The 18,600-nt window shown below is 64.3% G+C and carries 20 protein-coding genes; all 20 read right to left on the bottom strand.

What is annotated here, in order from left to right; genetic code table 11:
* Window position 1: 1 nt before the first annotated feature.
* The 20 genes from flgK to flgB all read right to left on the bottom strand — a co-directional run bounded on the left by flgK (window position 2) and on the right by flgB (window position 18,589).
* Complete coding sequence (gene flgK / locus AC0L3S_RS30190; protein ID WP_473263656.1) at window positions 2–1,480, bottom strand: flagellar hook-associated protein FlgK; 1,479 nt, start codon at window positions 1,478–1,480, stop codon at window positions 2–4.
* 34 nt (window positions 1,481–1,514) lie between these two features.
* Window positions 1,515–2,768: a flagellar hook protein FlgE gene (locus AC0L3S_RS30185; RefSeq protein WP_473263657.1), complete on the bottom strand. Its 1,254-nt coding sequence runs from the start codon at window positions 2,766–2,768 to the stop codon at window positions 1,515–1,517.
* Between the two features lie 95 nt (window positions 2,769–2,863).
* On the bottom strand, window positions 2,864–3,445 hold the full coding sequence (locus AC0L3S_RS30180; RefSeq protein ID WP_473263658.1) for a transglycosylase SLT domain-containing protein: 582 nt from the start codon (window positions 3,443–3,445) through the stop codon (window positions 2,864–2,866).
* On the bottom strand, window positions 3,396–4,760 hold the full coding sequence (fliK, locus tag AC0L3S_RS30175; RefSeq protein WP_473283256.1) for a flagellar hook-length control protein FliK: 1,365 nt from the start codon (window positions 4,758–4,760) through the stop codon (window positions 3,396–3,398). Before fliK ends, AC0L3S_RS30180 begins: the two co-directional genes overlap by 50 nt.
* Window positions 4,757–5,938, bottom strand: coding sequence for a chemotaxis protein (locus AC0L3S_RS30170; protein ID WP_473283254.1), 1,182 nt, complete (start codon window positions 5,936–5,938; stop codon window positions 4,757–4,759). Before AC0L3S_RS30170 ends, fliK begins: the two co-directional genes overlap by 4 nt.
* The gene (locus tag AC0L3S_RS30165) at window positions 5,935–7,284 is read right to left on the bottom strand and encodes a MotB family protein (RefSeq protein WP_473283251.1); all 1,350 of its coding nucleotides are present in this window, start codon (window positions 7,282–7,284) and stop codon (window positions 5,935–5,937) included. Before AC0L3S_RS30165 ends, AC0L3S_RS30170 begins: the two co-directional genes overlap by 4 nt.
* Before the next feature lie 6 nt (window positions 7,285–7,290).
* Entirely contained in the window at window positions 7,291–7,998 is a 708-nt protein-coding gene (locus AC0L3S_RS30160; RefSeq protein WP_473283249.1) for a hypothetical protein, read from the bottom strand.
* On the bottom strand, window positions 7,995–9,626 hold the full coding sequence (fliF, locus tag AC0L3S_RS30155) for a flagellar basal-body MS-ring/collar protein FliF (protein ID WP_473263665.1): 1,632 nt from the start codon (window positions 9,624–9,626) through the stop codon (window positions 7,995–7,997). Before fliF ends, AC0L3S_RS30160 begins: the two co-directional genes overlap by 4 nt.
* Window positions 9,627–9,930: 304 nt before the next feature.
* Entirely contained in the window at window positions 9,931–10,842 is a 912-nt protein-coding gene (locus AC0L3S_RS30150; RefSeq protein WP_473263666.1) for a flagellin N-terminal helical domain-containing protein, read from the bottom strand.
* Between the two features lie 270 nt (window positions 10,843–11,112).
* Window positions 11,113–12,021 (bottom strand): flagellin N-terminal helical domain-containing protein, encoded by a 909-nt coding sequence (locus AC0L3S_RS30145; protein WP_473263667.1) that lies wholly within the window; start codon window positions 12,019–12,021, stop codon window positions 11,113–11,115.
* Window positions 12,022–12,285: 264 nt separating this feature from the next.
* A complete protein-coding gene (gene fliP, locus AC0L3S_RS30140; protein WP_473263668.1) occupies window positions 12,286–13,026 on the bottom strand; it encodes a flagellar type III secretion system pore protein FliP in 741 nt (246 codons plus the stop codon).
* On the bottom strand, window positions 13,023–13,466 hold the full coding sequence (locus tag AC0L3S_RS30135) for a flagellar basal body-associated FliL family protein (RefSeq protein WP_473263669.1): 444 nt from the start codon (window positions 13,464–13,466) through the stop codon (window positions 13,023–13,025). Before AC0L3S_RS30135 ends, fliP begins: the two co-directional genes overlap by 4 nt.
* Window positions 13,467–13,508: 42 nt before the next feature.
* The gene (gene flgH, locus AC0L3S_RS30130; protein WP_473263670.1) at window positions 13,509–14,204 is read right to left on the bottom strand and encodes a flagellar basal body L-ring protein FlgH; all 696 of its coding nucleotides are present in this window, start codon (window positions 14,202–14,204) and stop codon (window positions 13,509–13,511) included.
* The gene (locus AC0L3S_RS30125) at window positions 14,205–14,963 is read right to left on the bottom strand and encodes a MotE family protein (protein ID WP_473263671.1); all 759 of its coding nucleotides are present in this window, start codon (window positions 14,961–14,963) and stop codon (window positions 14,205–14,207) included.
* A 64-nt stretch (window positions 14,964–15,027) separates the two neighbouring features.
* Window positions 15,028–16,158: a flagellar basal body P-ring protein FlgI gene (gene flgI, locus AC0L3S_RS30120; RefSeq protein ID WP_473263672.1), complete on the bottom strand. Its 1,131-nt coding sequence runs from the start codon at window positions 16,156–16,158 to the stop codon at window positions 15,028–15,030.
* Window positions 16,155–16,631 carry a flagellar basal body P-ring formation chaperone FlgA gene (gene flgA / locus AC0L3S_RS30115; RefSeq protein WP_473283247.1) on the bottom strand — a complete coding sequence of 159 codons (477 nt, stop codon included), beginning with the start codon at window positions 16,629–16,631 and terminating at the stop codon, window positions 16,155–16,157. Before flgA ends, flgI begins: the two co-directional genes overlap by 4 nt.
* 13 nt (window positions 16,632–16,644) lie before the next feature.
* Window positions 16,645–17,433: a flagellar basal-body rod protein FlgG gene (gene flgG / locus AC0L3S_RS30110; RefSeq protein WP_007595892.1), complete on the bottom strand. Its 789-nt coding sequence runs from the start codon at window positions 17,431–17,433 to the stop codon at window positions 16,645–16,647.
* 15 nt (window positions 17,434–17,448) lie between these two features.
* Window positions 17,449–17,778: a flagellar hook-basal body complex protein FliE gene (gene fliE, locus AC0L3S_RS30105; RefSeq protein WP_473263675.1), complete on the bottom strand. Its 330-nt coding sequence runs from the start codon at window positions 17,776–17,778 to the stop codon at window positions 17,449–17,451.
* A 2-nt stretch (window positions 17,779–17,780) separates the two neighbouring features.
* A complete protein-coding gene (gene flgC / locus AC0L3S_RS30100; protein ID WP_473263676.1) occupies window positions 17,781–18,197 on the bottom strand; it encodes a flagellar basal body rod protein FlgC in 417 nt (138 codons plus the stop codon).
* 11 nt (window positions 18,198–18,208) lie between these two features.
* A complete protein-coding gene (gene flgB / locus AC0L3S_RS30095; RefSeq protein ID WP_473263678.1) occupies window positions 18,209–18,589 on the bottom strand; it encodes a flagellar basal body rod protein FlgB in 381 nt (126 codons plus the stop codon).
* Window positions 18,590–18,600 lie beyond the last annotated feature (11 nt).

Here is an 18,600-nt window from a genome sequence, read left to right as displayed (position 1 = left end):
CTTAATTTCCCACGGCGGCCAGCAGGCTCTGCAACATTTCGTCGACGGTCGAGATGATCTTCGACGAGGCCGAATAGGTGCGTTCGACCTGAAGCATCAACGACATCTCGTCGTCCATGTTGACGCCGCTGACGTTCGACAGCGCCGCCGTGCTGCGGTCGAGCAGCGTTTTTTGATAGGTTACGTTGGAGTCGGCGGTCTTGCGCTGGTTTTCGATCCAGCTCGTCGACGACGACGCGAAGTCGATCAAGCTGCCGTTCGGCTTGCCTTGCGTGGTCGCATCGAACGGTTGCGACGCATCCATGGCGCCGATGAGCTGCTGCAGCCGGGCCGAATAACCGCCGTTGCCGGCGGTATTGTATTGGTATGCGGCGTTGCCGCTGATCGCGCCATCGCGCAGCAGATTAGGATTGCCGCCTTGGGCGGGATCGACCGATGCGGCGACGGAAATCGTACCAGCGAGGCCCACCAGGACGGTGGCGCTCGCCGGCATCGCCGGTGCGCCGGGATAGGTGAAGAGACCGGGGACGTCGGGCAGTGTCGGAACAGGCGACTGGTCACTTTCCTTGAAGGCATCGACCAGGCCGCGCGCGATTTCGTCGAGCTGGCTCTGGTAAGTAACCGTATCATTGTCGCGCAGCTGCGCCAGGCCAGCAAGCTTGCCGGACTTGAGCGACATCGCTGAATTGGCGCCGGTCACCGGAACGCCGTCGATATAGACGGCATTGCCGGTGGTGCCGGCCGTATAGGCGTTCGTCGGCGCAAAGCTCACCGTTCGCGCCGTCTTGTCGAACAGCACGACGCCGCTATCGGTATAGAGCGCCGCGTCTCCGTTGGGACGGGTCGACATCGTCACGCCGAGCTCCTGCGACAGCTGCGAGACGATGCTGTCGCGCTGGTCGAGGTAGTCGGTGATGTCGTCGCCGGAGATCGTCCCCTTCACGATCGCGGTGTTCACGGTCTGGAACTGGGAGAGCAGCCGATTGATGTTTTGAACCGACGTATTCATGTCAGCATCTGCGCCCTCCCGGACCGACTGCACGGTCTGGGTCGCCTGGTTGAGCGCGGTCGCCATGTCCTTGGCAGACGTGACCGCCGCCTGCGCCAGCGTGGTGTTGTCCGGCGCGTTGGCATATTGCTGGAGCGCCTTCTTCAGCGCATTGAGCTGCGCCGTCGGCGACTGGTCGAGTTCCGGATCGTCCACCGTGGCAGATGCGATCTTCTGGAGACCGTCAAGGATCGCGCTCTGCTTGGCCGACGTCGAGGTTGCGGTCAGCACGTTGGTGTAAAGACCCGAGCTGGCGGCGCGCTGGATCGCCGCCACGTAGACGCCGGTTCCCGGGAGATTGTCCAGGACGGCAATCTTGCGCGAATAGCCGGTGGAGCTGGCACCGGCGATGTTGCGCGAGATGACCGACGACTGGATGCCCGACGCCATCAACGAGGAGCGGGCGGATTCGAGAGCGGCGGTAAGGTTCATGATCTGCTCTTGCCGGGGACGGGCGCTGAAGAAATCAGCGCTTCAGGTTAACGACCACGTCCAGCAGATCGGCGCCGGTCTGGAACGATTTCGAGTTCGCGGTGAAGCCGCGCTGCGCCTCAATCATCGAGGTCAACTCGTCCGCGAGATCGACGTTGGAATCTTCCAGAGCACCCGACTGGATGGTGCCGAGCCCGCTCTTGCCAGACACATCGACCTGCACGTTTCCAGAATCCAGGTTCGGCGAGTAGACGTTGCCGACTTCGGGCGTCAGACGGTCGGGACTCGGAACGGTGGCGAGCGCGATCTGGAAGCTCGGCAGCGTGGTGCCGTTCTTCAGGACGGCGGTGACCACACCCTTGTCGTCGATGTTGACCTTCTCGACAGCGGAGGGCGCGTTGCCGTCGACGGTCGCCTTGAAGTCGAAACTGGAGGCGACCTGGGTCATGGCCGAAAGGTCGATGTTGAAGGCAGCCGAACCACCGGGGATCGCCACCGTAAGCGATGTCGCGCTCGGCGGCGGGCCGACCAGATCGAGCTTGCCTTTTCCGGTCGAGCTTACGTCGAACTTGAACGTCGTGGCAGCGCCGTGCACTGTAAGCACGTTGCCCGCGGGATCGTAGACCTCGACGTCCCACGTATTCGCGCCGGTCTTGGCCGCATAGACGTCGAGCGTCACGGCGTTGCCGATGTTGTCGTAGGTCACCATCGACGTCTTCGACGTGTAGTTACCCGGGCCCGCCGCAGCGGCCGGTGCAGCAACGATTGCCGCACTCGGATCCAGGTTGGCGGCCACGGTGGCCTTGGTCGAGGGTGACGCCTGCAGCGCCATCTGATTGACGTTGATGACCTGCAGGTTGCCGAAACCGTTGGCGGAAGTGTTGGGCACGGCGCCGTTCTGGATGTTGTAGCCCATCAGCTGGAAGCCGGCGGCGTTGACGAGGTTGCCCGTGTTGTCTGGCACGAACGCACCGGCGCGCGTCAGGAAGTTGTTGCCGTTCGGATCCTGCACGACGAAGAAGCCGTTGCCCTGGACCGCGAGATCCGTCGCCGAGGTCGTAAATTGGTAATTGCCGGCATCGCTGATCGCGTAGCGCACCGTGGTCTCGACCGCGCCGGAATCGTAATTGCCCGAGCCGCTCTTCAGGATCAGCGAGGAAAACTCGGTCGAAGCCCGCTTGTAGCCGGTGGTGTTGACGTTCGCGATGTTGTCCGAAACCGTCGACAGCTTGTTGGACTGCGCGCTCATCCCGGAAACGCCGGTGCGCATAACACCATACAGGCTCATGAATTGGGCTCCTTTGGTAGGTTGCGGTTACAATGGAGGCTGTTGCTTGCGCGGGGCTGATGATTGGGAGCGATACACAATTTGATGTCGGCTCCTTAGGTCGTCTTGGGCTGACAGAACGAGCGCGCCTTGTCGGTCCACGCGCCGAAGCCGCTGGAGACGAGATGCGCAACGATGTGGCAGACGTAGCGCTTCTGTGCCGGCTGGTTGTTGGGGCCTGCATTGTAGCGGGCGACTGCCATGGTCCAACTGCCCTCGCGCTGCTTCAGCTCCTTCAGGAAGCGCGCGGCGTAGTCGACATTCCCTGCGGGATCGAACATCGCCCGGACCGAGGCGAACTTGTCGCCGTGATAGTAATGATTGATCTGCATGCAGCCGAGGTCGATCAGCTTGATCCCCTTGGCTCGCATGGCCTCGAAGTTGGCGATCGCGTCGTTCATGTCCTTGGCGAACACGGTCTGTCCTTCGGCGCCGAGCGCGTAAGGATGAAGTGCGCCGCGCCGCCCCGTCTCGGTCAGGCCGACCGCGTAGAGAATGCCGAGCGGAATTCCGTGCTGCCGGGACGCACGCGCCATCTCGCGCTCGCACGGGCGCGAATTGTCGGTCGCAGCGGTCGCGACGCCGGCGTTACAGATAAACAGGGCCGCGACGAAGCTGCGGCGCCACGTCCTGGTCATGACGCGTCTCCTCGTTGGACCGGCGCTCCTGTCGGGCCTGCTTCGCGCCGCCGTCCGCTTGTCCCGACGAATTGCTCGTACCGTCGAACGTGCCTTGCGACTGCGGCGATGGCTGTTGCTGGCTCGAGAGCTGCGGCTGCGACTGACCGGAGCCGCTCTGGAATCCATCCAGCGAGCCGTGCTGGACGGGCGCGACGTCGGCGACGTAGCCCGCCGACTGCATCAGATCGCGGATCGAATCGCGCTGCTGATCCAGCATCTGGCTCGTGTCCTTGCGCTCGGCGGCGAGGTGGACGGACACCTCGTTGCCGACGAGACGAAGGCGCACGGTGACATTGCCGAGCGCGGGCGGCTCGAGATTGATGGTCAGGATCTTGAGCGGCTGATCCGGCGCATTGACTTGGGACGCTGCAAGATCCGGGGCCGCGGACGCCGCCGGTGCCGGAGATTCCTTCAGCTCGACGACGACGGCGTTGGCAACTTGTTGCGGCGCATTGAATTGCGCCGGCGGCAGATGGGTTTCTTGCTGGACCACGGTGACCTTAGTCGTCTCGGGCAATGGGTCCCGCGCCGAAGCCTTGGCGGCACGCTCGACATTGGCCGCGACGGTCTCAAAGCCGGGCGCCGTTGCTTTCGGCGATGGCTCACTGCCGTCCGTCGATGTCGCCCGGGCGCTGGTCGCCGCGTGCGAATCCGCGGCCTGCGAATGCGCGCCGGTCGGAGCCACGAGAGATGGGGGCTCGGCTGTCGTCGCCTTCGCCGTGCCAATGGCCTGAACGTCGCGCTTCGTCGTGGAAGACCGCTCGTCGCGCCCGGACGCATCCTTCTTGTCGCCGGCCGGGGCTTGCATCTGCGGCATCACGACCGGCGGCCCGGCGACGATCTCCTGCCCGATGATCCCGGCGATGCTCGATCGGCTCTGGACGTCGGCCTGCTCGGTATGATCGAGGGGTCCATGTTTCCCGGACGACTTGTCGGTCTTTTTGTCGGAAGGTTTTTCGGTGGTCTCTTCGCTGGATCTGCGCTCTTCGACCGCCGCGATACGTTGGTGCACCGTCTCGTCGCTCGCGTTGTCCTTCCCGCTCTGATGCGCCGGGCGCGTCCGCAGCGTTCCGGCTTTCACGGCCGTGTCGCTGCCCTCGTCGTTGAGCGCGCGCTTCGCAAGATTCGAGACGGTGTGCAGCAGATCGTTGAAGGACGAGTCCGCCTGCGCTTTCGTCCCGGCGCTCTTGCCGGAGCGCGATGTGCCCCGCATGTTGAGGCTTTCGGCGAGACTCGAAAAGACCTGTCCGGAGGTTCCACTGAGCTTCGTCATGGACGGCGATCCCTGGTGAGAAGTTCGAGCTCGCCGAGCTGCCTCTGCGCGCGCGCAAGCGTTGCAGTCGACGACGCCAGATCGAGACGCGCCGGCGTGACCGGAGGCTTGTCGGCTGCGGCGGCGGATCCGCCGGCGAACGGCTTGCGAACGTCGAGTGCGAGCTGCACCGTTGCATTCAGAAAGGGAATGTCGCGCTCGGGCAGCTTCGACCGGTCGAGCACCTTCAACTCGGCGAGACCGCCGTCATATTCGTCGGCGAGCGCCCGCGCCACGCCGCGGAACAAATGCGCCCGCTCGCGCTCCGCCGAGGCGTCGGCGCTGAGAGTCAGGGCACGCTCGCCGGCAAGCCGGGTCACGGCCAGCCCTCCCCGCACCATCGCGGTCCGCGCAATCACGAGATAGAGCTTGAGGCGGCTCGCGCGGTCGATCTGCTCCAGCAGGGTGGTGATCCGCGCAAACCGGCGCTCGTCGAGCGCGAGGGTCGACTGCGTCAGGCCCGTGGAAAAACGCTGCCAGAAGTCCCCGGCATAGACCGAGTTGTGGTAGTGCCTGATATAAGCCAGCGCCAGGAACTCGAACTTGTCGAAATCCTCGGCTTGCCCGACCAACAGGATCTCGCGCCGCAGCGCTGCCTCCTCCACCAATGTGCCCGGCAAGAGCAGGCGCGCGTCATCCAGGCGCTCGATTGCAAGCGATGCCTCGGCGCGTGCGAACAGCGCGCCCTGGACCAGCGCGACCTGCCCGCCCAGGCCCGACGGAATCGTCCGCGGCTTGACGTCCTTGAGCAGCTCGCGCGCTTCGTCCTGACGACCCTCGACATAGGCAAGCGCGCCATCGAACAGCCGTCCATCGACGTTCAGCTTGTCGCGCGGCAGCTTGCGGATGATTTGCGGCGCGCCGCCGCTGAGCAGGTAGATGACAGCGGCCTGGCCGTTCTGCGGGTTGCTCCACACGCCCGGATCGGCGGCAAGAAATTTTTCGCCGATCTGCCGGATCAATGCGCCGTGGCTACCGTGTGCTGCGGTATCGCCATTGGCGATGCCGTCTTGCACGGCCTGCAACGCCCGAACGAGCTCATATGGCTCGACCGACGCCGGTGCCGGTTCGGCGAATGCACCTGCCGCCGTGAACGGCAGCAGCATCAGCAGCGCGGCGCGGAGAAGAGGCCTGGTCAAGGACGCTTCTCCCGGACCATGATCTCGATCCGACGATTCTGCGCGGCCGCGGGATCGTTTTGAAGTTTCGGCCGCCGGTCGGCGTAACCCTCGACATGCTCGATCCGCTGCCCATCGACGCCGGAGCGGACCAGCATGTAATAGGCCATCTGCGCACGGGCCGTCGACAGCCGCCAGTTGTCGTAGGTCTCCGAACGGTACGGCCGGTTGTCGGTGTGGCCGCGGACGATGATCAGGCCGGGACGCTTTGTCAGCAGCGGGCCGATCTTGTCGATCACACGGATGAGCTCGGGCCGCGGCTCAGCCGAGCCGACCGCGAACATGCCGAAATTCGCATCGTCGGTCAGGCTGATCAGCAGGCCTTCCTCGACCTGACGCACCTCGGCCACCGGTCCCGCGCCGGCCTTGACGTCCGACAGCGCATCCGCGATCGCCGATTGAAGCTGCTTGACCGCTAGTTGCTGGGCCTGAGCCGCGTCGCGCGGCTCGGATTCCTTCGTCGTGTCGTTGGGACGCGGCTGGGTGGCGGCATTGGCTTGATTACCAGCCTGGGCGCCCGGCTGCGCGCTCCCTTCGCGTGAGGCCTGCGACGCCGCGGACCCCGGCGGCAGCAGAGGCGACAGGCTTGCGGACGACGCATCGGCGTTCGGAGCGACACTTCCGCCGGCATCGTCCTGCCTGGGTCGGCGTGCCTGCGGCTCGACCTGGCCCGTGCCGGACGCAGTGTCACGCGCGAGTGAATTCGGCTTAGGCTCGAGCTCTGGCTTGGGCTTGGGCTCGGCCTCGATGATGCGATCGGCATCTTTGGCTGCCTGCGGCGCAAGCTTCCAATAGCCTGGATCGAACGGGTCGCGGTAAGCGTCGCCTCCCTTGAGGCCATCCTCCTCGGCGGACGTCAGAGCGCCGGCGCGCCGCTGCCCCGAGGCCTGGTTCGCGCTGCTGGCGATCTCGGCAAGCGTCGTATAGGGATCACGGAACAGGACCTTCTCCTCGTAGAAGGGCGGCTTCTCGGCCGTGGGAGAGTCACCGCGACGTTCCTCGCTCGGTCCTCCCGGCTGGCGCCTGCCGTCCTGGCCGTCGAACGACGACGGCTCTTTCTTGGAGAGATCCTTGAGACCCTTCGGGGCAGGTGCGTTTTCCGCGAGCTTGATCGGATTGAAATAGCTCGCGACCACCTGCTTCTGATCCTGGTTGAGCGCATTGATCAGCCACATCACCAGGAAGAACGCCATCATCGCGGTCATGAAGTCCGCATAGGCGATCTTCCAGACGCCGCCGTGCGGCTTCTCGTCGTCGAAGGCGCTGCGCCGGCGGATGATGACGAGTTCTGACTTGACCTCATTCATGACGGACTACCGGCGCGCCTCTTTCAGGCGCTCGCTCCAGGCCGAGATCTGCGTCTCTATCACCGTCTGGTCGGCCACGACGCGAACCTCAAAAGTATCGGCGGCCTCATACTCGAAACCCGTTCGCCGCGCCGTCCCGAGCTGCGTCTTCACCAGGTCGAGCAGTTCGCTCGGGCCGGTGACCTTGAATACCGGCACCGGCGAATTGCCGGTCAGCGCCGCAATCTGCTCGACCAGCGACCCGATCGCCTTGTCGCGGACCGCATCGGCGAGGAACGGCAGCAATATCCGCGCAACGGAGCTCGCGATGTTGGTTTCGATTTCGCGGCAAGCCGTCTCGAAGCCGCTGACGACCGCCACCGCCTGCTGGTCGGACCACTTGGCCCGCTCTTCGCCGAGCCGGATCGCACTGCGAACTCTTTCTTCGGCGATCCTGGACTCGCCCTCCGCGACGCCGGCCGCATGGCCGCGCCGAAAAGCGTCGTCCAGGAGATTGGCCGCCGGGGGTTCCGCCTTCGGCGCCGGAGGCGGCGACTGAAGCTGCGGCTGCGACTGCGGTTGCGAATGGGTCTGAGGCTGCGGCTGCGGCTCGCGCCGGGCTTCCTTGGGCCTCGTCAGCACATCCTGGATTTTGGGCGGCGGTGGAGGCGGAGGCGATTTGACCCGCCCGTTCGCGTCGAACTGCGTCAGGAGCTTTCCGATTGCCGCGTTCATGCCGCCTCCTCGCGTCGCATCCAGTCTTTAAGGATTGCTGCCGCCTGCATCTGATCGAGACGGACGATCTGCTCCAAGCGCTTCTGCGGCGTTCGCTGCATCTTGCCTTCGAGGTCTTCGACCAGGTTGAGCTCGGCCTCCTCGCTGTCCGCCAATGCAAGGGCGCCGGCGGCCGACTCGAGCTGGGCAGCTTCCGCCGCCTCGGTCTGCTCCTGCGCCGCGCGGTGGGTCAGAATGCCGTTGACCGCGGGACGAAGTCCGAACCACACCAGCATCGAAGCTACGGCCAGGATCGTGACTGCGTTGATGACGCTGCCGAGCTGCTTGTTGATCATCTCGACGAAGCTGATCGGCGGCACCGGTGCCAGTTCGCGCGAGCCTTCGATGAAATCGACGGCCGTCACCTGGATCTGGTCGCCGCGCGCCTTGTCCAGCCCGCCGGCCGTGGCCGCGAGTTGGCTGATCTCGGCGAGCTTGCTGTCGAGGATGGCCTGGTTGCTCTTGTCGCCCAGGTCGGCAATGAGCCGCCCGCGGTTCACCAGCACGGCAATGAACAGCTTCTTCACCGAATAGCCGTCGCTCACCGTCGTCGTGGTCTTGGACGAGACCTCGAAATTGGTGACGTCCTCGCGGCGGGTCTTGTCCTCGCTGGAGTTCTTGGTGCCGCCGGCGTTCACCTGCTGGTCGGGAAGATTCTGCTGCACCGTGGTCGGCTGCGAACGGTCTGCGTTCTGTGACTTCTCGTTCTCGCGGACGTTCCGGACCGAGCGCTCGGCGCGGCTTTCGGGATCGTAGACGGTTTCGTTGATCTGCCGCTTGTCGGTGGAGAGCTGCGATGCAACGCTCACTTCGAAATTGTCGAGGCCCAGATACGGCGTCAGCGCCTTGCGGATGTTTTCCTGAACCATTCCGCCGACCGTCTTCTGCAGGCTCGCCATTTTAGTCGGAGCGGCAGTAGCCTCGTCCTCTTCCGCAAGCAGCATCGAACCGTCGGCGTCCAGCACCGTGACCTTGTCGCGGCTCATGCCCGGAATGGCCGCCGCGACGAGATGACGGATCGACTGCGCCGTGCGTGCTTCGATCGCGCCGTCGGTGCGCAGTACGACCGATGCCGAAGGCGGCTGCTGCGTCGCGCGGAACGACCCGCGCACCGGCATCACGATATGCACCCGCGCCGCCTTCACGCCCTTCATCAACTGCACCGTGCGCGCGATCTCGCCTTCCAGCGCCCGGAGCTTGGTGACCTCCTGCATGAACGAGGTCAAACCGAGCGAGCCAATCTTGTCGAACAGCTCGTAGCCGGAATTGGCGCTGGTCGGCAGCCCCTTCTCGGCGAGCAGCATCCGCGCCTGCATGGTCTGGCTCGGACGCACCGAGACTGCGTCGCCGGCAGTGTTGACGTCGAAGGTGATGTTTTGCTCGCGCAGCGCTGCACCCATGCGCGTCACGTCTTCGCGGGAAAGGCCGGTATAGAGCGTTTCGAATTCAGGCCGGCTCAGATAATAGGCGCCGCCCACGACGGTGACGAGAACGGCGAAACCGATCAATCCCAAGGCCATCAGGCGTCGCGGCCCAAGCTCGAGCAGATTGTTGAGCAGTTGCTGTACCTGCGCACGACTGAGCAGCATGTGACCTCGTACCAATGCGAACGTAGAGGACACTCTGCTGCCAACCTTGTCTGAAGGTTGTGCGAGACCACGAATGTGTCGGTTCGCCGGCGAGGCGTTGCAATTTTACAAGAGACTGAGTGACGCAATCGCGCGCATCGGCAACAGGCGGACGGCCGGTCGCGTTGCGGTGCGATCGGCGACGGCATGTTGCCTGGGATGTGGCGTCAGGAGATCGATGGGGGCACGTCGTGTGCCGTCAGATCCGCCGTTCATGGCGGAGACCGTGCCCCCTGGGGAGCACGGTCGTTTTCGAAGCCGCGACTTAGCGGAACAGCGACAGGATGCTCTGGCTGTTCTGGTTGGCGATCGAGAGCGCCTGAACGCCGAGCTGCTGCTGGGTCTGGAGCGCCTGAAGGCGGGTCGATTCCGCGTTCATGTCGGCGTCGACGAGCTGGCCGACACCGCGGTCCACGGAGTCCATCAGGGTCTTGACGAACTCAGTGTTGGTCGCGAGGCGGTTCTTGACGGCACCGAGATTGGCGGCGGCCGAGGCCACCGAGTTGATGCCAGTGGTGACCTGCGCGATGTAACCATCGAGCGTGGTCTGGTCAACTGCCGAGTCGGTCAGCGCGGAGATGCTCATCGTGTCGATCGACGGAGAGGTCGAACCGGCCGTGTCCAGAATGCCGCCCTGCGCCGAGGTGTAGAGCGAGTAGTTGGCGGTGGTCACGGTGATGGAGCCGATGGTGGGCGTACCGCCGACACGTGAGTACGACGACACCAGGTTGAAGGTCGTCGGCGTGGTGGCGGTCGTGCTCAGCCAGTTGATGCCGTTGAAGGTCGCAGAGTTGGCCTTGAGCTTCATGTCCTGCTGGATCTGGGTGATGTCAGCCTGGATCTTGGTGCGGTCGATACCGGCGGTCTTGGCTTCGACCAGCAGCGCCTGGAGCTTGGTCAGGCCGGAGTCCTTGTCGCCGATGACCGAGGTCAGCGCGGTATATTCGGTGTCGACGGTCGCAGCCGACAGACCGAGCGAGTCGGAGACCGCGGAGAGCGCGGCGTTGTCGGAGCGCATCGACGTCGCGATCGACCAATAGGCAGCGTTGTCCGAGGCCGTGGAGACGCGCATGCCGGTCGATATCCGGTTCTGCGTCGTCGCGAGCTGCGAGCTGACGTTGCGAAGGGTCTGCAGCGCGGTCATTGCAGACGAGTTGGTGAGGAGGCTAGAACCCATTTTGATGTCCCTTTGGAGATTGAATTAAATTTGGGGACATACCGGACTTGCACCGGTACGGCAGGGCGGCGTCATGCCTTTGGGCTGCGCAAAAGCGTCAAGGCCCAACCTGTCGTAACGGCGACGATAGCCCGTGAAGCTTGTGCGAGGCTTGTGGCTCTGTGTCTTTGCCGCAACAAGGCGGCCGAAATTGCGGCGCGCGACGTCACGCCAAAACAAGAGGGCCGCGCTTCGCAAGAAGCGCGGCCCTCTTCCCGGATGGTTCGGAGGTTAGCGGAACAGCGACAGGATGCTCTGGCTGCTGTTATTGGCGATCGAGAGCGCCTGCACGCCGAGCTGCTGCTGGACCTGGAGGGCCGACAGGCGGGTGGACTCCTGGTTCATGTCGGCGTCGACGAGCTGGCCGATACCGCGATCCACGGAGTCCATCAGCGACTTCACGAAGTCCGTGTTGGTCGAGAGCCGGTTCTTGACAGCACCGAGATTGGCGGCGGCCGAGGCCACCGAGTTGATGCCAGCGGTGACCTGCGCGATGTAGCCATCGAGCGTGGTCTGGTCAGCCGCCGAGTCGGTGAGCGCGGAGATGCTCATCGTGTCGATCGACGGAGCGGTCGAGCCGGCCGTGTCCAGAATGCCGCCTTGAGCCGAGGTGTAGAGCGAGTAGTTGGCGGTGGTCACGCTGATGGAGCCGATGGTGGGCGTACCGCCGACACGCGAGTACGACGACACGAGGCTGAAGGTCGTCGGCGTCGTGGCGGTCGTGCTCAGCCAGTTGATGCCGTTGAAGGTCGCCGCATTGGCTGTCGCCTTCATCTGCTGCTGGATCTGGGTGACGTCGGCCTGGATCTTGCTGCGGTCGATACCGGCGGTCTTGGCTTCGACCAGCAGGGACTGGAGCTTGGTCAAGCCGGAGTCCTTGTCGCCGATGACCGTGGTCAGAGCGGTATATTCGGTGTCGACGGTCGCGGCCGACAGACCGAGCGAGTCGGAGACCGCAGAGAGCGCGGCGTTGTCGGCGCGCATCGAGGTCGCGATCGACCAGTAGGCAGCGTTGTCCGACGCGGTCGAGACGCGCTGGCCGGTGGAGATGCGGGTCTGCGTGGTAGAGAGCTGCGAGCTCACAGACCGCAAGGTCTGGAGTGCGGTCATGGCGGTCGAGTTCGTAAGCAGGCTTGACATTGCGAATGTCCCTTTATGTACGCGTTACATTTTCACGAGGGGACATACCGGGCTTTCACCGGTACGGAGGGGCGGCATCATGCCTTTGGACTGATGTGGGTGTGGTCCAACCCGCCGTGACGCATTGCTAGCACGCCGAATCTTGCGCGCAGATTAAGATCGGATTGAATTACGATGTAAAATCAGATGGTTAACGGTACCTATTGCTAACTATAGTCCGGTACTTCTCGCTAACCATAACGCTCCCTCTGGCGCTCGTTGCCGTTACGAGAACGACCGCACCAGTCCGGAGGCGAGAAGATTCCAGCCGTCGATCAGCACGAAGAACAGCATCTTGAATGGAAGTGCGAGGATCGTTGGCGGCATCATCATCATGCCCATCGACATGGTCAGCGTCGCCACGATCATGTCGATGACGAGGAACGGCAGGATGATGAGAAATCCGATCTCGAACGAACGCCTGAGCTCCGAAATCATGAAGGCCGGAATGATGACGCGCATGTCGACGCGCTTGTCGTCGAACTTCCTGCGGAAGCTCTCCGCGGCCAGCGATTCGAAGGTCTGCAGATCCTTGTCACGAACATGGGCCAGCATGAATTCGCGGAACGGATCAGTGATCTTCAGATAGGCCTCTTCCTCCGAGATTTCGTTCTTCATCAGCGGCTGGATGCCGGTTTCCCAGGCGCGGTCGAACGTCGGCGCCATCACGTAGAAGGTCATGAACAGCGCGAGGCTGACCAGCACCAGATTGGCCGGCGTGGTCTGGAGGCCGAGACCGGCGCGCAGGAACGACAGCGCCACCGCAAATCGCGTGAAGCTCGTCACCATGATGAGCAGCCCCGGCGCCACCGACAGCACCGTGATCACCGCCATCAACTGGATGATGCGGCCGCTGGTCGAGCCGTTGCCCGGCGGCAGCAGCGAATTGAGGTCCGGAATCTGGGCCAGTGCCACTTCAGGCAGCACGACCAGGAGCAACGCAAGCAGCAGGACTCTCAGTTTCACTGAATCACCAACGTCTCAATGATCAATTCGCGGATCTTGCCCGCGGAGCGGATATTGGCGCGTTCGGTCAGGTCGTCGCGCAGATGCTGAAGCCCGCGCGATCCCTCGAACTGCGCCACCGTCGCCGACCGCAGATAGGTGACGATGTCCTCGCTGATATGGGCCGCCAGGATGCCGGCATCCTCGTCGCTCATGCTCTCGGTCACCATGGAGGCTTCGATGCGGGCCCAATTGTTGGCCGGCGCGCCGAGATTGGTCACGATCGGGGACAGCTTCCTGAGCCGCGCGCTGCCGGCGTAGCTTGAGGCAAGAGGTGGCGGCGTGGCGGTTTTCTTCGCATCGGCAACGCGCTCGGCGGCCGCAAACAGATGCAGGCCTGCAAGCGCGCCCGCGCCGATCGCGATCAGGGTCAGCACCACGATGGCCGCAATCAGGCGCATGACGTACCCTGCCCTCGTGACGCGGCCCGACGGTCGCGCATCTCAGAACGGTGCCACGGCGTCATAGATCCGATGTCCCCATCCGGGCTGCTGCACGTCAGACAGATTTCCGCGACCCCCATAGGCCACGCGCGCCTCGGCGATCTTCTCGTAGGAGATCGTGTTGGTTCGCGAAATATCGCGTGGGCGCACGATGCCGCCGACGTTGAGCACGCGCATTTCCGTGTTGACCTTGAATTCCTGCGAGCCGCTGATCATCATATTGCCGTTCGGCAACACGTCGGTGACGATAGCTGCGATCGACAGCTTGATATCTTCAGTGCGGTCGATCTGGCCGTTGCCCTTGATCTGGGTGTTGGTGTTGAGGTTGGCGCTCGTCGAGCCCTTGTCCTGCCATCCCGCAACGTCCATCAGCCAGTCGAGCCCGAACTTGATCTGCGAATCGCGCGAGCGGTCGGTCTTGTTGTCCAGCTTGGCCTTGTCCTGCATCGAGATGATCACCGTCACGACGTCCCCGGTGCGGCGGGCACGGGGATCGCGGTAGAGATCGGTGCCGTCATCCCAGGTCGAGCGATAGCTGACGGGCGAGCGCATGCGAGGCGTCACGGGAATCGGATCGGCCTGCGTCCTCAGGCCGGTCCCGACCGGCGACAATCGCGGCCCCGTCAGGACCTCGGCCGGATCAGTGACGCATCCGGCAAGCGACAATAGCGACAGGATGAGGATCAGATTCTTCATCTATTTGGTCTTTCCGTCATCCACGCGACGCATCCCGCCGAGCAGATCGGCGAGGTGCGCCGCGCGCCCCGTCTCCATCTCGTTGAAGATTGCGCTCGAGCTCCTCGGGCTGAGCTTTGCGAGCACGGCAGCGGCCGTCTCATCCGCCATCCCGGCGATCTGGGTTGCGGCGGCGTCCGGCTTCATGCGCGAGTAGATCTCGACCACGCTCGCTTCGGCCTTCTTCAGGAAGTCGTCGCGCAACGCCATCCACTTCTCATATTCCGCGCGCTTGGCCTCGACCTCGGCGATCCGCTCGCGAAGCTGGTTCTCGGCCTTCTCCAGCTCCTTGAGCTGCCAGGCCAGCCTTGCATCGACGGCGGGCTCGGCGACATTGCTGCAGAACAGGGCGACTTCGTTGTCCGGGGTTGCAGCGGCCTGGGGCGGCACCGGCTTCGGCGGCGCCGTGACGCTGCCGGGCTTGGCCGGTCGCGGCGCGGCTGTGGGTGCCGGCGCGGGCTTCTCGGAGGCCGGCACGGCACCCGTGGTCGCGGGTCCCGAATCTTCGGCTGCCCACGCTGTCGCCCGCATCGACGCATTGTCGCTCGGGATCGACGAGATCGGCTTGTGCGGGCCAGGCGCGCGGGCGCGCGCGAAGGACAGCAGGTTCAGCGGCTTCGACGGCTTGGCCTCATCCAGCGCCAGAACGGGCGAAGCGCTCGCGAGCGCGGAGGCCGCGACCAAGAGGAGGAGTTTGGCTTTATGATCCAGCTTCAACATCGGCCCGCGTACGATTTTCGGTCGAGAGAGCATTGAGCGACCAAGCTTGCAGGGCGCTTACGCGTCATTGCACGATGACATCCGCCTGGAGGGCGCCGGCCGTCTTGATCGCCTGGAGGATCGCGATGATGCCGGATGGTTTCAGGCCGATCTGGTTAAGGCCGCGCACCAGGCGCTGAAGATCGACCCCGCTCAGGATCGCCACCTGCGAGCCGGCCTCGTTGGCCTCAACCACGGTTTGCGGCACGACCACGGTCTGCCCTTGCGAGAACGGCGCCGGCTGCGACACCACGGGAAGCTCGGTGACGCGGACCGTCAGATTGCCGTGCGTTACGGCAACGGTCGATATCCGTACGTCGCGTCCGATCACCACCGTACCGGTACGCTCGTTGATCACCACCCGCGCCGGCGTGTCCGGTTCGACCGTCAGCTCGCCGATTTCCGCAAGAAAGCGGACCGGGCCGATGTGGCGCGGCTTCGACAGCACGATGGTGCGGTAGTCGCGCTCGAAGGCGATCTGGGCGCGGTAGCGTCCGCCCGCGTAGCGGTTGATGGCGTCGAGGATCCGCGTTGCGGTGACAAAGTCGGGGTTCTTGAGCTCCAGCACAAGATACTCCATTTCATGGAGACTACCCTGCACCTCGCGCTCGACCAGCGCGCCGTTCGGGATGCGGCCTGCGGTCGGCGTGCCCTGGCTGACGTTCTGGGCCTGGCCTCCGACGCTGTAACCGGCGACCGTGACCGCGCCTTGCGCCACTGCATAGACCGCTCCGTCCGCCGCGCGCAGCGACGTCATCACCAGCGTGCCGCCGAGCAGCGAGGTCGCGTCTCCGAGCGACGACACCGTCACGTCCATGCGCTCGCCCGCACCGATCGAGGGCTGCAGGTCCGCGGTCACCATCACGGCCGCGACGTTGCGCGTGCGCAGCGTCGTCGGACGCGGCGGATTGTTGGTGCTGGTGGTCTCGTTCCTGACATTGATGCCCATGTTCTCGAGCATCGATTGCAGGGACTGCTCCGTGAACGGCGCATTGCGGAGCGTGTCGCCGCTGCCGTTCAGGCCGATGACGAGGCCGTAGCCGACGATCTGGTTTTCGCGCAATCCCTTGATGTCCGCGATGTCCTTGATACGGACGGCAGCCTGGGCGCTGGCGGCGGAAACGAGCAGGACGAGCGCAAGCAGGACTCTGGTCATGACCCGTCCACGACCTTGACGGTGCCGTCCGGCTGGACGACGCCCCTGATGATCACGCCCGTATCGGTATTTCGTATCGGGATCAGCGCGCCGGGCGCACCCGACTGCATCGCTGCGCCGTAGGTCACGATCGACAGGCCGCTGTCTTCGACCACGACCTTGACCATCGCGCCGCGGGCGACCGTCCAGGGATCCTCCACCGAGTTGGTCGGGATCGGCTGGCCGGGCAGCAGCGCGCGGCGCGCCATGCGGCCGACCAGGACCTGGCGTCCTTCGATGAACATGGCGACGCCGAGCACGTTCGGCGCGAAGGCACGCTCGGTGATCATGTCGTCCCGGATCAGCTCCCCGGCGCGGATCGAGACGGCCGGCACGGGGAGCCGCTTCTCCTCGGCCGCCGCGAGACGCGCCGAGGCGAGAACCAGCAGCACGGCGGCCAACCCGCGCATGATCGAGCCCATCGTCTTCAACATGGATACACCGGAACTAGCGCATGCCCTTCGAGACCGTCTGGGCCATTTCATCCGAGGCCTGGATGACCTTGGCATTCATTTCGTAGGCGCGCTGGGCAGAGATCAACTCGGTGATTTCCTTGACCGGATCGACGTTCGAGGCTTCGAGATATTGCTGGTTGATCTTGCCGTAGCCAGAATCGCCGGGCAGCCCGACGACCGGCGTGCCGGACGCCGTGGTCTCGCGATAGAGATTGCTGCCCAGCGGTTCGAGACCGGCCTCGTTGGCGAAATTGGCGAGGTTGAGCTGGCCGATTTGCCTCGGGTTCACTTCCGTATCCAGCTTGGCGAACACCTGTCCGGTCTGGTTGACCGTGACCTGGACCGTTCCCTGCGGCACCGTGATAGCCGGATCCAGCAGGTAGCCGTCGGTCGTGACGAGCTGGCTGTTGGCATTGGTGTTGAACGAGCCGGCACGGGTATACTGCACCTCGTTGTTCGGGCCGAGCACCTGAAACCAGCCGCGGCCGTTGATCGCCATGTCGTAGGGATTACCGGTCTGCGTGAGCGCGCCCTGGATGTGCAGCTTGCGGATTGCCGCCGATTTGACGCCGAGGCCGAGATTGGCGCCTTCCGGGATCGGCGACGAGCCGCTGGTGTTCGCAACGCCCTGCATGCGGTCCATCTGGTAGAACAGATCTGTGAACTCGGCGCGCGCCCGCTTGTACGACGTCGAGTTGATGTTGGCGATGTTGTTCGCGATGACTTCGATGTTGGTCTGCTGGGCGTTCATGCCCGTGGCCGCGATGGCAAGCGATTTCACAGCGTCACTCCTTGATCAGATCGACATCCGAACGACTTCTTGGTAGGCCTGCACGACCTTGTCGCGAACTGCGACCGCCGTCTGCAAGGCCTGCTCGGCCGACATCAACGCCTCCACGACGCGCCGCGTCGATTCCTTGCCCTGCATCGCCGAGATCGAGGCCGCCTCCCCCGCCTTCAACGTTCCGATCGCGTCCGTCGTCACCTGCTTCATGATCGATTCGAATCCGCCATCGCCGCCGGACTGGATCGCGGGCGTGGCCGCCGGCGAAATGGCCTGCGCCTCGGTGGCGCGGCTCGCCGCCTGCGCGGTTGAGATCGCCGTGGATGAAATTGCCTCAAGCATTGTCAGCTCCTCAGCAGGTCGATGGTCATGCCCAGCATCGACCTCACCTGTTTCACCACCTGGAGATTGGCTTCATAGGACCGGTTGACTTCCCGCATGTCCGCCATCTCGATCATCATGTTGACGTTCGGCATCTTGACGTAGCCGGCCTTGTCGGCGGCGGGATGCCCCGGGTCGTACTCCACACGGTACGGCGTGGTGTCGACCCCGATTTCCTTGACCTTCGCCAGCTGCGCGCCCGAGGCGCGGTCCATCGCGGCATCGAAGGTGATCGTCTTGCGTTGATAGGGATCTGCGCCGGCAGTGCGCCCCGTCGCCGTCGCGTTGGCGAGGTTCTCCGAGACGATGCGCATGCGCGTCGACTGCGCTTCGAGCCCGGAGCTCGCGACCGTCAACGAGGATTGCAGAGAGTCCAGCATGTCAGTTCACCTCAGGTCTTTGCGCTCGACAGCAGCATGCGGTGAAACGACCGCACGATGGCCGAGTTCATCGAGTAGTCGCGACTGACGTCGCTGCCCTTGATCATTTCCTGCTCGAGGCTGACGGAGTTGCCGGAGTGAACCACATCCCAGCTATCCTTCTTCGCAGTCGCCCGCGTGTCGCTCTCGGCTGGGGAGAGCTGCAGGTGTGACGGCGACGTGGTCGCCAGTCTCACCGGGGTGCTGTCGAGCACCTTGTTGAAGGGTTCGACGTCGCGCGCCTTGAAGCCCGGCGTGTTGGCGTTGGCGACGTTGGTGGCGATCGTCGATTGGCGGAGCTCGAGGTATCGCGCCTGCGACGATGCGAGTTCGAAGAGATAGAGCGGTCCCACGGCAGCACCAT

This window comes from Bradyrhizobium sp. Ken01 (assembly GCF_055807355.1).
The sequence above is the reverse complement of the archived record's forward strand: the minus strand, read 5'-3'. Positions and strand labels throughout refer to the sequence as shown.

Bases quoted from the DNA above. Each gene is read 5' to 3' on its own strand.
- flgK (WP_473263656.1), bottom strand. From the start codon at position 1,480: ATGAACCTTACCGCCGCTCTCGAATCCGCCCGCTCCTCGTTGATGGCG.
- AC0L3S_RS30185 (WP_473263657.1), bottom strand. From the start codon at position 2,768: ATGAGCCTGTATGGTGTTATGCGCACCGGCGTTTCCGGGATGAGCGCG.
- AC0L3S_RS30180 (WP_473263658.1), bottom strand. From the start codon at position 3,445: ATGACCAGGACGTGGCGCCGCAGCTTCGTCGCGGCCCTGTTTATCTGT.
- fliK (WP_473283256.1), bottom strand. From the start codon at position 4,760: ATGACGAAGCTCAGTGGAACCTCCGGACAGGTCTTTTCGAGTCTCGCC.
- AC0L3S_RS30165 (WP_473283251.1), bottom strand. From the start codon at position 7,284: ATGAATGAGGTCAAGTCAGAACTCGTCATCATCCGCCGGCGCAGCGCC.
- AC0L3S_RS30160 (WP_473283249.1), bottom strand. From the start codon at position 7,998: ATGAACGCGGCAATCGGAAAGCTCCTGACGCAGTTCGACGCGAACGGG.
- fliF (WP_473263665.1), bottom strand. From the start codon at position 9,626: ATGCTGCTCAGTCGTGCGCAGGTACAGCAACTGCTCAACAATCTGCTC.
- AC0L3S_RS30150 (WP_473263666.1), bottom strand. From the start codon at position 10,842: ATGGGTTCTAGCCTCCTCACCAACTCGTCTGCAATGACCGCGCTGCAG.
- AC0L3S_RS30145 (WP_473263667.1), bottom strand. From the start codon at position 12,021: ATGTCAAGCCTGCTTACGAACTCGACCGCCATGACCGCACTCCAGACC.
- AC0L3S_RS30135 (WP_473263669.1), bottom strand. From the start codon at position 13,466: ATGCGCCTGATTGCGGCCATCGTGGTGCTGACCCTGATCGCGATCGGC.
- flgH (WP_473263670.1), bottom strand. From the start codon at position 14,204: ATGAAGAATCTGATCCTCATCCTGTCGCTATTGTCGCTTGCCGGATGC.
- AC0L3S_RS30125 (WP_473263671.1), bottom strand. From the start codon at position 14,963: ATGTTGAAGCTGGATCATAAAGCCAAACTCCTCCTCTTGGTCGCGGCC.
- flgI (WP_473263672.1), bottom strand. From the start codon at position 16,158: ATGACCAGAGTCCTGCTTGCGCTCGTCCTGCTCGTTTCCGCCGCCAGC.
- flgA (WP_473283247.1), bottom strand. From the start codon at position 16,631: ATGTTGAAGACGATGGGCTCGATCATGCGCGGGTTGGCCGCCGTGCTG.
- fliE (WP_473263675.1), bottom strand. From the start codon at position 17,778: ATGCTTGAGGCAATTTCATCCACGGCGATCTCAACCGCGCAGGCGGCG.
- flgC (WP_473263676.1), bottom strand. From the start codon at position 18,197: ATGCTGGACTCTCTGCAATCCTCGTTGACGGTCGCGAGCTCCGGGCTC.